The sequence below is a fragment of the Rheinheimera sp. genome (assembly GCF_036568245.1).
GTDB lineage: Bacteria > Pseudomonadota > Gammaproteobacteria > Enterobacterales > Alteromonadaceae > Alishewanella.
The window spans coordinates 1-13751 of the sequence record NZ_DATCSY010000041.1; the positions used below are offsets into that span (position 1 = coordinate 1).

Here is a 13751-nt window from a genome sequence, read left to right on the forward strand (position 1 = left end):
CGCTTTACCGCTGCCGCTATGCTGGGTTACCACCATACCGGGAATAAACTCCAGTACTTCACTGGTTCGCAGTAAAGGACGGTCGGCAATTTCGCTGTTACCAATAACGCCTTCAGACGCCGAACTGGCCAGGCCCAGCAAATCGGTCTGCCTGCCTTTAATAGTAATTTGCTCCATCATGTGGGCAGACAAAGGGTCTGCAGTCAGATACGGGCTAATCGTTACCAAAACGAGCATCACCGCACCATTAAACAAGTATGACGTTCGCTGTATTGAATCAACACTCATGATACACCTGTATCGTTCACCCCTGGCAAAACTGCCAGAGCATTAGAAGTTTGGCGGCTGACTGTATGCACCTGTCCGGCAAAGAGCATTATGATTGCGGCTAACAAGCATTGTCATGCGATGCATGGCAAAGCGTGCCCGGTAGAAACAAGTCTTACACCAGCAATACAAATTTCACGTGTGTTTTTTTACCGCTAAGCTATCATCCGCTTCCTTTTTCCGGCAGCTCTTTTATGCTTAGCCGACGATATCGATGCAGAGAGCATTATGCGAATTTGTTTTCTAATGTACTCATGGGACAAAGTGTACCCTGATGGTGACAGCACAATACGGATGATCCACGAAGCGGTCAGCCGCGGCCATACGGTTGCTATCACACATGCCACCAACCTGACGGTGCGCGACAGTATTGCGCAGGCCTTTTGCAAAGTGTTTGTCAAAGGGCAGAAAATCTCCAGTAACATTGCCAGTTTTTACCGCCATGCGCAGTTTAATCAGCAAAAACTGCCACTGGCGGCCTTCGACGCTATCTTTATCAGGCTGAACCCGCCGCTTGACCCTATAGTGCTGAATTTTCTGGACTCGGTGCGTGAAGACACCTTTATCATGAATGATTTAGACGGTGTACGTATTGCGAACAATAAGATGTACACCGCTTCGTTACACGATCCGAATAACGAATTTATCCCGGTAACCCATGTTTCAAAAGATAAAGATTATCTGGCACGGGTACTGGCGGAATCACCAAACGATAAAATGGTACTGAAACCGCTGAATGGTTACGGTGGCAAAGGCGTTATTCTGCTGGAAAAATCTGCCGCACAAAGCGCCCGTTCACTGCTGGATTTTTATATCGGCGATCAGGAGCGTGGCAACTATGTAATTTTGCAGGAATACGTCGAGGGCGCCGAGCTTGGCGATATCCGGATTCTGATGCTCAACGGCAAAGCCATAGGCGCCATGCGCCGTATCCCACCGCCGGATGATGTCAGGTCAAATGTCCATGCCGGCGGCAGTGTTATCAAATACCAGCTGACCGAACGGGAAAAGCGGCTTTGCGCACATATTGGGCCCAAACTGGTGCGTGACGGTTTATTTTTTGCCGGCATAGATGTGATAAATGGCAAGCTGATTGAAGTGAATGTGATGAGCCCGGGTGGTATTGCCAGAATAAACCGGTTGAACGGCGTGAGACTGCAAGAAAAAGTAATTGATTTTATTGAGCATATGGTAAGCACTAAATCGCATTTGTCACCCCGCAAACAGGTATTCAGACCTTTGCTGACAGAGGCTGAAGCGCTTAATTGAAAATTTTTATCGTCTTTAAAAAAATAATTCACTGTTTTTAACCGGTAAATCTCGGTAAATAGGCAAAAAAATCTGAGGTGCGCTTATGTCACAGGTAGAAAGCAACGAGTTTGAGTTGGAAGATTTATCAGAAGACAATGAAATCATTAAAGAACTATCGCCCAAGGACAGTAAAGCCAAACAAAAGCTTGAAGCCCGCCGGCGTATTGATGATTTGCTGGAACAAAAACGTTTACGCCAGTTACTGGATGACTGGGATCTGGAAGACGATGAAGCATAAAAAACGGGCGCTCGTAGCGCCCGTTTTTTTATCTGCACCAGCGTGCAATTAAGCGCGGTATTTTTGCATCACCAGCGTGGCGTTGGTGCCACCAAAACCGAAGCTGTTTGACATCACTGTATTCAGCTCTGCCGGCTTAGCAGTGGTAACAATATTCAGCCCCTGAGCCGCTTCATCCAGCTCACCAATATTGATGGAAGGTGCAATAAAGTTATGCTTCATCATCAGCAGTGAGTAAATGGCTTCATGCACACCGGCCGCACCGAGTGCATGGCCCGTCATCGCTTTAGTCGCACTGATGGCAGGTGATTTACCGGCAAATACCTGCTGAATAGCGCCCAGCTCTTTCACATCACCAACAGGGGTACTGGTACCGTGGGTGTTTACATAGTCAACCTCTGCCGTTACCCCCTGCATCGCCATCTGCATACAACGCACGGCGCCTTCACCACTTGGGGCTACCATGTCAAAACCGTCAGAGGTTGCGCCATAACCCACAATCTCGGCATAAATGGTCGCACCGCGCGCCAGTGCATGCTCCAGCTCTTCAACCACGACCATGCCACCACCGCCACTGATGACAAAGCCATCACGGTTCGCATCATAAGTACGGGATGCAAGTTCCGGCGTGTCGTTGTACTTGGTTGACAGTGCGCCCATGGCGTCAAACTCCATGGCCAGAGTCCAGTGCACTTCTTCACCGCCGCCGGCAAAAATAACGTCCTGCTTGCCAAGTTGGATAAGCTCTACCGCATGGCCGATACAGTGCGCACTGGTGGCACAAGCCGAACTGATTGAATAATTCACGCCTTTAATTTTAAACGGCGTTGCCAGACAGGCGGAACAGGTACTGGACATGGTCTTAGGTACCGCATAAGGGCCGACACGTTTTACGCCTTTTTCACGCAGAATATCAGCAGCTTCAACCTGGACTTTTGAAGACGCACCACCAGAACCCGCTACCAGACCAATGCGCGGACTAGAGATTTGCTCCTCAGTAAAGCCTGCGTCCTGCATTGCTTCTTGCATCGCAAGGTAGGCATAGGCAGCAGCATCACCCATAAAACGCATCGCTTTACGGTCAATCAGCTCTGCCGGATCCAGTTTGATATTACCCCACACCTGAGAACGCAGGCCAAGTTCGGCAAACTCTTCGGAACGTGTAATGCCTGACCGTCCAGCCTTTAATGACGCCAGCACTTCGTCTTTGTTATTGCCGATACTGGAAACAATACCAATACCTGTGATTACTGCTCTTTTCATGCTCACTCCCACAGACCGGGCCACTGCCGGTACCTTTAAAATAATACTGTGCGTCATTGTACGGACTTTGTGACCGAAAGTGGTCAGCTTTCAGCGCACACTTGTACTCTGTTTCCAATTCTGCGGTAGCTTAAGGTAAACTACAAGCCGAATTTTGTCGTGGATCCGCAGTCTATGTCCGAGCTTAGCAACGCTAAAATACACTTTAATGAACAAGGTACGCCGGTAGCTTCTGACTTTGACGATGTCTATTTTTCAAATGACGGCGGTATGGCAGAAACCGATTACGTGTTTTTGCAGCAGAATGGTTTACCACAGCGCTGGCAACACCATACCGGCAACGCTTTTCATATTATTGAGACCGGTTTTGGTACCGGTGCTAATTTCCTGCTGAGCTGGCAACGTTTTCACCAGTACCGGCAACAGTTCCCAACGGCAACCTGTCAGCGCCTGTATTTCAGCAGCTTTGAGAAGTTCCCGTTAAGCTTAAGCGATCTGACCCGGGCGCTGGCGGTGCATACTGAGCTGTCTGAGTTGTGCCAGCTGCTGCTGGCAGCCTATCCGTTGCCGCTTGGCGGCTGCCACCGGCTATGCTTTGACAATGGCAGCGTGATACTGGATTTATGGCTTGGTGATGTAAACACTTTAATGCCTGAGCTAACCTCACCCGCGGATGCTATCTACCTTGATGGCTTTGCCCCGAGTAAAAACCCGGATATGTGGCAGAGCGGGCTGTTTACCAATCTGGCCAGACTTAGCCGAAGCGGCACCACTGTTGCTACTTTCACTTCTGCCGGCCTCGTCAAACGGGGTTTGCAACAAGCAGGGTTTAGCGTAGCTAAAGTGAAAGGCTTTGGCCGAAAACGCGAGATGTTAACTGCCCGGATGGACATCCCCGCTGAGCAAGCTACGCCCGGGGTGTCGGAAGTAACGATTATCGGCGGTGGTATAGCGTCACTGTGTACCGCCCTGGCGCTGATACAGCGCGGTATTGCCGTGCAGCTGATTTGTGAAGATGACAGCGTAGCCAGGCAAGCGTCCCAAAACCGCCAGGGCGCTGTTTATCCTAACCTGCATGCTAACCTGACACCTGAAAGCCAGTTACACGCACAAGCTTTTTTATTCGCCCGGCAGTTCTATCAGCGCTGGCATAACACCGGGTTTAACTTCGCAGTAGACTGGTGCGGTGTATTGCACCTGGCCACCAATGAGCAGTTGCAGCAGCGCCAGCAAAAGTTAATCGACAAAGCCCTTTGGCCAGCGTCGCTGGTCAGGGCAGTAAATACAGACCAGGCGTCAGACATAGCCGGAGTACCTGTCAGTCATGATGGTATTTATTATCCGTTGGCAGGCTGGCTCAGCCCGCAACAATTTTGTCAGCAGGCATTTCATTTTCTGCAGCAACAAACACTGTTCCGCTTTAGCCTGAACTGCCATGTTGTAGCAATAGCCCACCAACAAGGCGAGTGGCAGCTGACAACCATCACAGGTGATATCCGTGCAAAGACGCTGATACTGGCATGCGGCAGTAAATTGGCACATTTTGACCAGAGCAAAACGTTACCACTGAATAAGATCCGCGGCCAGGTAAGCCATGTCAAACAACCCGCGCTGGCGCCCCTTAAAACCGTGCTGTGCCATAAGGGTTACATCACACCGCAGTGGCAGAATATACATTGTATCGGCGCAACGTTTGACCGCACATCTTCAGAGCCGGTAATAACCGAGCAGGATGATGAGGAAAATCTGCAACTGGCTCAGGCTCAGCTCAAGCATCCAAAGTGGCTTGAAGGCGCTGAAATTACCAGCGCGGCTGCAGCATTCAGGGCAACCCTGCCCGACCACTTACCGGTTGTTGGCGCAGTAACCGGGCAATCTGGTCTGTATCTGTTCGGCGCTTTAGGTGCCAGAGGCATTATGCTGTCGCCATTGCTGGCTGAATTACTGGCTTGCCAAATTTGTGCAGAACCTCTACCGTTAAATCTGTCACTTATCAACAGGCTAAGCGCAAACCGTTTTTAGCCTGGCGCTGTTGTTGCGTTTACAGGGGCGGCTATGAGCCAAACAAAACAGATACTGATTGCCGAAGACGATAACTTTATGCGCACTTTGCTGGAAGCACAGTGCCGTAACCTTGGTATGCAGACGCATGCTGTGCCGGATGGCGCAGAAGCCGTCACTGAAGCATTAAGTTATCAGTATGACATACTGCTGATGGATATTCAGATGCCGGTCTGTGATGGTCTCACTGCAATGCACATGTTAAGGCGGCTCGGGTACGACAGACCTATTTTTGCGATGTCTGCCGATGACATCGAAGACAATGGTTTTAATCAGGTGCTGCCCAAGCCGGTTGATATTCAGTTACTGGCCAGTCTGTTGCAGCAAACCCCACAACACAAATCCGTGGATTTAGTGCTGGATTCTGAGCTGACCAAGCTGTTTTATCAGAATCTGCAGCAGCTGAGCATTGAGTTCAACCAGGCTCTAAGTACCGGACAACGCGAAACCTTGCGGCGGATCTGCCACAAAATTAAAGGCGGAGCCGCCAGCTTTGGTGAAACCACCCTCGCTGAGCTTGCCGCCAAACTGCAGCAGCAGCTGCTTTCTGACATACCAATGGATGCGCTTAAACACAGTTGTCAGTATTTTGCTGAATTTATACAGCAATTTGGAGACCGTAATGCGTGAGCCGAAGATTTTACTGGTTGACGATGTGGATTACAGCCGGCAACTGCTACGCAACAACATCATGGCGCTTACCAGCAGTAAGCTATTAAAACATTCTACATTCAGCTTTTATAATGCGCATAATGCCTCATCAGCACTGACGATCTTTAATATGCAACCGCCGGATTTGGTTTTTCTCGATATTGAACTGCCAGACAGCTCTGGTCTGGAACTACTGAAAAAGTTTAAGCAGGAACGCCCGGAATGCTTTGTTGCGATGATCAGCGGCTTCAGCACACTGGAAAATGTGCAGCAAAGCATAGCAGCCGGTGCAGCTACCTTTATTGTTAAACCCTTTAGTGGCGACAAAATACTGTCTGCGATGCGTTTATTTGAAAAACGCAGTCAGCCACAACCTGTGCAGCTCAACACGATATAATGTTAGGGCGTACTGAAAAAAAATTTGCTAAGGTAGCTAAAAAACGAATTAAAATAAGGAAATATCATGCGCTTACTGGCTGTTCTTAGTTTAGTTTTTATCCTTCTGGCCTTTTCTGCCCAAAGCGAAGCCAACGACTTTTATCAGATCCCACTACCAGCCGATGCACGGGAATTTGCCCGTTTAGATAACAAAATGCCGGCAGTGTTGAGCTTTTTCAGCCAGCAAACTGAAAGCTCATTGCGTGACTACTATATTCAACAGCTTGGACAGCCAGAGATGACCCAGCAGCATTATGGTCGCGAACAGCTGTATTTTACCGTGAACGGTAACCGTGTACGCATTCTGATTTCAAGCCGGGATGACTGGCGCCAGGTCGATATTATGGTGCAAAACTGAGCCGCTAACCGGCTCAGGGTTTAGTCAGCTGCAACACGACCCGACGGTTCTTTTTCCGCTCCAGCGCCGTGTCATTTGGTGCAACATGCCGCCGCTCGCCAAAGCCTTCGACCTGAACCCGCTCTTCGCTAAGGCCTGCCGCGACAAAAAAGCTTTTTACTTTTTCCGCCCGTTTAACTGACAACTGCTCGTTCATCCAGCGGCCGCCATAACTGTCGGTGTAGCCTTGTATTTCAATAAAGTCTATCTCAGGGTCGTACTTCAGATATTCTGCTATCTGAGACAACCTGCGCTGCGACTCACGGGTTAACTGATCACCGCCACTCTCATAACTTAGCACCGTAAAGGCAATATCATCAAAATCATAAGGCAGCAGTTGAGAAACACATAAATTAAACTTCTGATATGTAGAAAGAAACTGCACCGGATTCATCGCTGCCACAACTTTGTCATAGGGGCTGTACCAGTCACTGAAGTAAAAAGTAGGGCTAAAACCATGCTCTAATTCAGTCAGCAATGTCCAGGCTGTTTTCTTTGGTAACTCGCCGTTATATTGTTTCAGCAATTGCATGCTGGCAACAGCCTTAGCCGGTTCGCCAGGCCGCCAGGCCGGAGGCACTGACAATACTTCGGCTAAGGCGTAATTGTCTGGCAGGCGCAACATTTGCAGCTCAAAATCCAAATTAAGACCTTTGCTGGCGACACTGCGAAACACGGCCTGACCAAACTGCGGAATTTCGTGCTGCAACTGACACTCTACCGGCGAATTTTTACTTAACAGCCAGCTAGACTGTTCAATCGCGGCAGAATATTGACGCAATTGTGGCTGTGACAGCGCCACAGAAGATGTTATCAGCGCACTAAGCGCTATACAGGTTCGCATAATCCGGCTTCTCATTACACTAAACAACTATTTGTCATTCCTGTCATAAGCTAGCAAGCACTGTGCCGTAACAAGACGCTGGCATATTTTTTTGGCATAATAGCCGCTGATTTATCAAATGGCGACGTTATGACACAACCTAGTTCTCAACTTGCACAACGTTTTCGTGGTTACTACCCTGTAGTTATCGACGTGGAGACGGCAGGCTTTAATGCAAAAACCGATGCGCTACTGGAAATAGCAGCCACTCTGCTGGGTATGGATGACGATGGGAATCTGATCCCACAACAAACACTGCATTTTCACGTACAGCCATTTGAAGGCGCAAATCTTGAAGCCAGTTCACTGGCATTTAACGGTATAGACCCGTTTAATCCATTACGAGCAGCGGTCACTGAACGCGAAGCTATCACTGAAATCTGCAAAGCTGTGCGTAACGCACAAAAAGAAGCAGGCTGCCAGCGCAGTGTGATAGTAGCGCACAACGCTGCTTTTGATCAGGGTTTCTTTAATGCAGCAGTAGAACGGCTTAATTTCAAACGCTCGCCATTTCATGCTTTTGTATCCTTTGACACCACCAGCTTATCTGCACTGGCTTTGGGGCAGACCGTACTGGCGAAAGCCTGTCAGGCGGCGGGCATAGAGTTCGATAATAAAGAAGCGCACAGCGCCTTATACGACACCGAACGTACTGCAGAGTTATTCTGTTATATTGTCAATCGCTGGCAACAGCTGGGGGGATGGCCATTGGCTAACGCGCCTTGTGCCGGGGCTGAAAACGACAACCCAGAAACACTGGATGCTGTTTAACTACTTATATGACCCACAAAAAAAGCCACTGCGGTGGTTTTTTTGTGGGTGACGGCGTTATTCTGCGGCAGTATCTGTTTTGTGCTTGGCGGCGGTTTCTTTGATTAAGGGTTGCAACTCACCACGCTGAAACATTTCCAGCACGATGTCACAACCACCTATCAGCTCACCTTCTACCCATAACTGAGGGAACGTTGGCCAGTTTGCATACTTTGGCAACTCAGCACGAATATCCGGATTCTGCAAAATATCAACATAGGCAAACTGTTCACCACAGGCAATCAACGCCTGAGACGCTTGCGCAGAAAAACCACAGCTCGGAAACTTAGGCGAGCCTTTCATAAATAACAAAATCGGATTTTCAGCAATTTGCTGCTTAATTTTATCTAATGTTTCCATCACTACCTCACAACATAAACATTTTCAGACTGGCAGATATTTTACGCTGTTATGCAACTTCTGGCACTTGAGATCCAGGAAAAAATCCCCATCTCCATCGCAACGACCCGACGCTCTGCTCAATACAACTCAACTACACCGACGCAGGCTGTCACCGCCACTGTAAAACTTGAGTATTTTAGTCAGGTTTTGTAGTCTACGCTATGCAGACAACATAAACAACGTCAATGGAGAACAACTATGGCCTTTGAATTACCAGCTTTACCCTACGCAAAAGACGCGTTAGCACCTCACATTTCTGCTGAAACGCTGGAATACCACTACGGTAAACACCACAATACCTATGTTGTAAAATTAAACGGCCTGATTGAAGGTACACCTTTTGCCAGCAAGTCTCTGGAAGAGATTGTCCGCACTTCTGAAGGCGGCATCTTTAACAACGCAGCTCAGGTGTGGAACCATACTTTTTACTGGCACTGTCTGTCACCAAATGGCGGCGGTGAACCAACAGGCGCTTTAGCCGATGCCATCAACGCCAAGTGGGGCTCTTTCTCTGCATTTAAAACGGCCTTCAACGACAAAGCGGTCAACAACTTTGGCTCAAGCTGGACCTGGTTAGTGAAAAAATCTGATGGCAGCCTGGACATTGTTAACACCAGCAATGCCGCTACCCCATTAACGGACAAAGATCTGACACCAGTAATGACTGTCGATCTGTGGGAACACGCTTACTATATTGATTACCGCAATGCCCGCCCTTCATACCTTGACGCATTCTGGGCGCTGGTAAATTGGAAGTTCGCCAGCGAGAACTTCAGCAAGTAATATAATCATCTGTATAAACCCGGCAGTTGCCGGGTTTTTTGTCCGCACAGCTTTACACTTACCCACACCATACCAATAAAACCATTTCTGCCCCCCTTACGTAGCTGAAGAAGAAAATTGTAGATATTTCTGTCAATTAGTCAGGCGGGAATGCGCTTTACTGTCTAACCTTAGAGGAACAGCTTGGCTGCTACCCTTATCTGATGTTTACAAAGCTGGAGGTGCGTATGAGTATTTTTGAGCACTACAAATCTCGTTATGAGGCTGCAAAAGAAGAAGAATATACTATCCAGGAATTCCTGGCCTTGTGCAAAAGCGACAAAAGTTGTTACGCCAGCGCGGCTGAGCGTCTGCTACTGGCCATTGGCCAGCCTGAGCTGATTGACACCGCTCAGGACCCCAAATTAAGCCGGCTATTTTCGAACAGAGTCATTGCCCGCTATCCGGCATTTTCTGAGTTCTATGGTATGGAAGATGCCATTGAGCAGATAGTGTCTTACCTTAAGCATTCTGCGCAGGGCCTGGAAGAGCGCAAGCAGATTTTATATCTGCTTGGCCCGGTTGGTGGCGGTAAATCTTCACTGGCCGAAAAACTAAAACACTTAATGCAGCAGGTGCCTATCTACTATTTGAAAGGCTCGCCGGTGTATGACCACCCGCTGTGCCTGTTTGACGTGAACGAAGACGGTAATATTCTGCAGCAGGAGTATGGCATTCCCAAACGCTATCTGCGCAACATTATGTCGCCCTGGGCCAGTAAACGGCTGCATGAATTCAATGGCGATATCAGCCAGTTCAAAGTCGTTAAAAAGTATCCTTCAATTTTAGATCAACTGGCTATCGCCAAAACTGAGCCAGGTGATGAAAACAATCAGGACATTGCATCACTGGTTGGTAAAGTCGATATCCGCAAGCTGGAACATTTTGCCCAGAATGACCCTGACGCTTACAGCTATTCAGGTGCACTATGCCGTGCCAATCAGGGCTTGATGGAATTTGTCGAAATGTTCAAGGCCCCGATTAAAGTGCTGCACCCGCTGCTAACGGCAACGCAGGAAGGCAACTACAACGGTACTGAGGGCTTAGCGGCACTGCCGTTTGACGGCATTATTCTGGCGCACAGTAATGAATCAGAATGGCAAACATTCAGGAACAACAAAAACAATGAAGCTTTCCTTGACCGGGTATATATCGTAAAAGTGCCTTACTGCCTGCGGGTGAGCGAGGAAATGCGCATTTATCAGAAGCTGTTGGAACATAGTGAATTAAATGCTGCCCCCTGCTCACCGGGCACCCTGATTTCGCTGGCTCAGTTTGCCGTATTATCACGGCTTAAAACGCCGGATAACTCCAGTGTTTACTCGAAAATGCGTGTATACGACGGTGAAAGCCTTAAGGATACCGATCCTAAGGCCAAGTCTTATCAGGAATACCGTGATTATGCCGGTGTAGACGAAGGGATGACGGGCCTGTCCACCCGCTTTGCGTTCAAGATCCTGTCCCGGGTATTTAATTTCGACAGCACTGAAGTTGCCGCTAACCCAGTACATCTGTTCTACGTACTGGAGCAACAGATAGAACGTGAGCAGTTCCCGGCCGATGTTGCCGAGCGTTATCTGGAACACCTGAAAGGCTATCTGATCCCTAAATACATCGAGTTTATTGGTAAAGAAATTCAAACGGCTTACCTGGAATCGTATTCTGAGTATGGACAAAACATTTTTGACCGCTACGTGATTTATGCCGACTTCTGGATCCAGGATCAGGAATACCGTGACCCGGAAACCGGTCAGTTGTTTGACCGCGCAGCACTGAATGCTGAACTGGAAAAAATTGAGAAACCAGCCGGCATCAGTAACCCGAAAGATTTTCGCAATGAAATCGTTAACTTTGTACTGCGGGCAAAAGCAAAAAACAACGGCAAGAATCCTACCTGGACCAGCTACGAGAAATTACGCACTGTCATTGAAAAGAAAATGTTCTCCAGTACAGAAGAGCTGCTGCCGGTCATTTCATTTAATGCTAAGACGTCGACAGACGACCAGAAAAAGCACGACGACTTTGTCAACCGGATGATGGAAAAGGGTTACACCCGTAAACAGGTAAGATTGCTGTCTGAGTGGTATCTGCGTGTTCGTAAGTCGCAGTAACGCAGCTTGGCCGGAGGCAGTATGGCACACTTTATAGACAGGCGATTAAACGGTAAGAATAAAAGCGCGGTGAACCGCCAGCGCTTTATTCGCCGCTACAAGCAACAAATAAAAAAAGCGGTATCTGATGCAATCAGTAACCGCAGTGTTACCGATATCAGCAGTGGCGAAAGCATAACGATACCGAGTAAAGATATCAGCGAGCCGCTTTTCCATCAGGGTAAAGGGGGACGGCGACAAATCGTGCATCCCGGCAATGACCAGTTCAGCCAGGGTGACAGAATAAAACGCCCTCAGGGTGGCGCGGGTGGCGGTTCAGGCCAGGGCGATGCCAGTGCAGATGGCGAGGGCACAGACGATTTTGTCTTTTCCATCTCCAAAGATGAGTATCTGGATTTACTGTTTGAAGATCTGGAGCTGCCCAACCTGAAAAAAAACCAGCTGGATAAACTGGTACAGTACAAAACGGTCAGAGCTGGTTATCGTTCCGAAGGCGTCCCCAGCAACATAGATATCGTTCGCTCATTACGGGGCTCATTGGCTCGCCGCGTTGCTATGGCATCAGACAAAAAAGCCCGTTTACGTGAGCTGGAACAGCAACTTGCTGCTATTGAACGCGAACCGGTGCCAGATCAGCAGCAACTGCGTTTACTGCTTGAGGAAATAGATGTTTTAAAACATCGTATTGCTGCTGTGCCTTTTATTGACAGCTTTGACCTGCGGTTTCGTAACTTTCAGAAACGGCCTGAACCTACCAGTAAAGCTGTGATGTTTTGTCTGATGGATGTTTCAGGTTCAATGGACCAGGCAACAAAAGACATGGCAAAACGTTTTTATATCTTGCTGTATCTGTTTTTAAGCAGAAGCTATAAAAACGTCGAAGTAGTGTATATCCGTCACCATACCCAGGCAAAAGAAGTTGATGAACAAGAGTTCTTTTACTCACAGGAAACCGGCGGCACCATTGTCTCCAGCGCCATCAAACTGATGTACGAAATAGTACAGGAGCGTTATAACCCGGTAGAGTGGAATATTTATGCCGCTCAGGCATCAGATGGTGACAACTGGACTGATGACAGTGCCCCCTGTGCTGAAATGCTGGCCACCAAGTTACTCCCATTGCTTCGTTACTATGCCTATATAGAAATAACACCCAGAGCCCACCAGAGTTTGTGGCAAGAGTATGAAAAACTGCTGCCAGTGTACGATAACTTTGCTATTCAGCATATTCAGGATATCAGCGATATTTACCCGGTGTTTCGCGAATTATTCAAAAAACAGGCAGCGTGAATACATCTGCGGATTGCAGTGAGGATTGACATGGCTAAAGCAAAACTAAAAGCAGTTGAATGTTTACCTGATGGCCCGGATTGGACCTTTGATTTGCTGGACGCCTACCATCGGGAAATAGCCAGGGTAGCAGAACTGTATCAACTGGACACTTACCCCAATCAAATAGAGGTAATAACAGCGGAACAAATGATGGACGCTTACTCCAGCGTGGGTATGCCACTTGGTTATCATCATTGGTCTTACGGTAAAAAGTTTATTCAGACCGAACAAAATTATAAACGTGGTTACATGGGCCTGGCATATGAGATAGTGATTAATTCCAACCCCTGTATTGCCTACCTGATGGAAGAAAACACCATCACCATGCAAGCTCTGGTAATGGCGCATGCCTGTTATGGCCACAATTCATTTTTTAAGAACAACTATTTATTTAAAACCTGGACTGACGCCGGTTCCATTATTGATTACTTGTTATTTGCCAAACACTATATCAGCCAGTGCGAGGAAAAATATGGTATAGCCGAAGTAGAAGACATGCTCGACTCCTGCCATGCCTTGATGAACTACGGCGTAGATCGCTACAAGCGGCCGCAAAAAATATCACTTGATGAAGAGCAGAAACGGCAGCAAGAGCGTGAAAACTACCTGCAATCCCAGGTAAATGACCTGTGGCGCACCATACCGGTAAAGAATGCAGAGGCAACAGAGTCCATCGCCCGGTTTCCGGCTGAACCGCAGGAAAAT

At 48.2% G+C, this 13751-nt stretch carries 15 protein-coding genes; 11 read left to right on the forward strand and 4 right to left on the reverse strand.

The features are described 5' to 3' along the window. On the reverse strand, positions 1-288 hold a 288-nt coding region (locus VIN66_RS01890), incomplete at its 3' end, for a hypothetical protein (RefSeq protein WP_331922416.1). A 267-nt stretch (positions 289-555) separates the two neighbouring features. Here VIN66_RS01890 and VIN66_RS01895 point away from each other — a divergent pair. Both VIN66_RS01895 and VIN66_RS01900 read left to right on the forward strand, forming a co-directional pair. Further along, the gene (locus VIN66_RS01895) at positions 556-1596 is read left to right on the forward strand and encodes a glutathione synthetase (RefSeq protein ID WP_331922417.1); all 1041 of its coding nucleotides are present in this window, start codon (positions 556-558) and stop codon (positions 1594-1596) included. Between the two features lie 85 nt (positions 1597-1681). Continuing rightward, positions 1682-1876, forward strand: a complete 195-nt coding sequence (locus tag VIN66_RS01900) for a PA3496 family putative envelope integrity protein (protein WP_134057028.1) — start codon at positions 1682-1684, stop codon at positions 1874-1876. Positions 1877-1924: 48 nt separating this feature from the next. Here the strand turns inward: VIN66_RS01900 and fabB are convergent, their stop codons facing one another. Continuing rightward, positions 1925-3139 (reverse strand): beta-ketoacyl-ACP synthase I, encoded by a 1215-nt coding sequence (gene fabB, locus VIN66_RS01905; protein ID WP_331922418.1) that lies wholly within the window; start codon positions 3137-3139, stop codon positions 1925-1927. Positions 3140-3313: 174 nt separating this feature from the next. Here fabB and mnmC point away from each other — a divergent pair, with 174 nt between their 5' ends. The 4 genes from mnmC (at position 3314) to VIN66_RS01925 (ending at position 6647) form a co-directional block, all read left to right on the forward strand. Continuing rightward, positions 3314-5161 carry a bifunctional tRNA (5-methylaminomethyl-2-thiouridine)(34)-methyltransferase MnmD/FAD-dependent 5-carboxymethylaminomethyl-2-thiouridine(34) oxidoreductase MnmC gene (gene mnmC / locus VIN66_RS01910; RefSeq protein ID WP_331922419.1) on the forward strand — a complete coding sequence of 616 codons (1848 nt, stop codon included), beginning with the start codon at positions 3314-3316 and terminating at the stop codon, positions 5159-5161. Between the two features lie 33 nt (positions 5162-5194). Further along, positions 5195-5830 (forward strand): response regulator, encoded by a 636-nt coding sequence (locus VIN66_RS01915; protein ID WP_331922420.1) that lies wholly within the window; start codon positions 5195-5197, stop codon positions 5828-5830. After that, positions 5823-6248 carry a response regulator gene (locus tag VIN66_RS01920; RefSeq protein ID WP_331922421.1) on the forward strand — a complete coding sequence of 142 codons (426 nt, stop codon included), beginning with the start codon at positions 5823-5825 and terminating at the stop codon, positions 6246-6248. Before VIN66_RS01915 ends, VIN66_RS01920 begins: the two co-directional genes overlap by 8 nt. A gap of 66 nt (positions 6249-6314) precedes the next feature. After that, positions 6315-6647: a hypothetical protein gene (locus VIN66_RS01925; RefSeq protein WP_331922422.1), complete on the forward strand. Its 333-nt coding sequence runs from the start codon at positions 6315-6317 to the stop codon at positions 6645-6647. A 13-nt stretch (positions 6648-6660) separates the two neighbouring features. On the opposite strand, the gene VIN66_RS01930 is transcribed toward VIN66_RS01925, so the two are convergent. Then, positions 6661-7530: a flagellar protein MotY gene (locus VIN66_RS01930; protein ID WP_331922423.1), complete on the reverse strand. Its 870-nt coding sequence runs from the start codon at positions 7528-7530 to the stop codon at positions 6661-6663. Positions 7531-7659: 129 nt separating this feature from the next. On the opposite strand from VIN66_RS01930, the gene rnt reads away from it, so the two are divergent. Then, a complete protein-coding gene (rnt, locus tag VIN66_RS01935; protein WP_331922424.1) occupies positions 7660-8340 on the forward strand; it encodes a ribonuclease T in 681 nt (226 codons plus the stop codon). 57 nt (positions 8341-8397) lie between these two features. On the opposite strand, the gene VIN66_RS01940 is transcribed toward rnt, so the two are convergent. Further along, positions 8398-8739 (reverse strand): Grx4 family monothiol glutaredoxin, encoded by a 342-nt coding sequence (locus VIN66_RS01940; RefSeq protein ID WP_134057042.1) that lies wholly within the window; start codon positions 8737-8739, stop codon positions 8398-8400. A 240-nt stretch (positions 8740-8979) separates the two neighbouring features. Between VIN66_RS01940 and sodB the strand changes: the two genes are divergently transcribed. From sodB to VIN66_RS01960, 4 genes are all read left to right on the forward strand, one after another. Continuing rightward, positions 8980-9564, forward strand: coding sequence for a superoxide dismutase [Fe] (sodB, locus tag VIN66_RS01945; protein WP_331922425.1), 585 nt, complete (start codon positions 8980-8982; stop codon positions 9562-9564). Between the two features lie 227 nt (positions 9565-9791). Further along, the gene (locus tag VIN66_RS01950) at positions 9792-11714 is read left to right on the forward strand and encodes a PrkA family serine protein kinase (protein WP_331922426.1); all 1923 of its coding nucleotides are present in this window, start codon (positions 9792-9794) and stop codon (positions 11712-11714) included. 21 nt (positions 11715-11735) lie between these two features. Beyond that, positions 11736-13004 carry a YeaH/YhbH family protein gene (locus tag VIN66_RS01955; protein ID WP_331922427.1) on the forward strand — a complete coding sequence of 423 codons (1269 nt, stop codon included), beginning with the start codon at positions 11736-11738 and terminating at the stop codon, positions 13002-13004. A 30-nt stretch (positions 13005-13034) separates the two neighbouring features. Further along, positions 13035-13751 (forward strand): SpoVR family protein (locus VIN66_RS01960; protein ID WP_331922428.1); only part of this gene is annotated, 717 nt, incomplete at its 3' end.

Coding starts and splice junctions, on each gene's coding strand:
- VIN66_RS01895 (WP_331922417.1), top strand. CDS start 556: ATGCGAATTTGTTTTCTAATGTACTCATGGGACAAAGTGTACCCTGAT.
- VIN66_RS01900 (WP_134057028.1), top strand. CDS start 1,682: ATGTCACAGGTAGAAAGCAACGAGTTTGAGTTGGAAGATTTATCAGAA.
- fabB (WP_331922418.1), bottom strand. CDS start 3,139: ATGAAAAGAGCAGTAATCACAGGTATTGGTATTGTTTCCAGTATCGGC.
- mnmC (WP_331922419.1), top strand. CDS start 3,314: ATGTCCGAGCTTAGCAACGCTAAAATACACTTTAATGAACAAGGTACG.
- VIN66_RS01915 (WP_331922420.1), top strand. CDS start 5,195: ATGAGCCAAACAAAACAGATACTGATTGCCGAAGACGATAACTTTATG.
- VIN66_RS01920 (WP_331922421.1), top strand. CDS start 5,823: ATGCGTGAGCCGAAGATTTTACTGGTTGACGATGTGGATTACAGCCGG.
- VIN66_RS01925 (WP_331922422.1), top strand. CDS start 6,315: ATGCGCTTACTGGCTGTTCTTAGTTTAGTTTTTATCCTTCTGGCCTTT.
- VIN66_RS01930 (WP_331922423.1), bottom strand. CDS start 7,530: ATGCGAACCTGTATAGCGCTTAGTGCGCTGATAACATCTTCTGTGGCG.
- rnt (WP_331922424.1), top strand. CDS start 7,660: ATGACACAACCTAGTTCTCAACTTGCACAACGTTTTCGTGGTTACTAC.
- VIN66_RS01940 (WP_134057042.1), bottom strand. CDS start 8,739: ATGGAAACATTAGATAAAATTAAGCAGCAAATTGCTGAAAATCCGATT.
- sodB (WP_331922425.1), top strand. CDS start 8,980: ATGGCCTTTGAATTACCAGCTTTACCCTACGCAAAAGACGCGTTAGCA.
- VIN66_RS01950 (WP_331922426.1), top strand. CDS start 9,792: ATGAGTATTTTTGAGCACTACAAATCTCGTTATGAGGCTGCAAAAGAA.
- VIN66_RS01955 (WP_331922427.1), top strand. CDS start 11,736: ATGGCACACTTTATAGACAGGCGATTAAACGGTAAGAATAAAAGCGCG.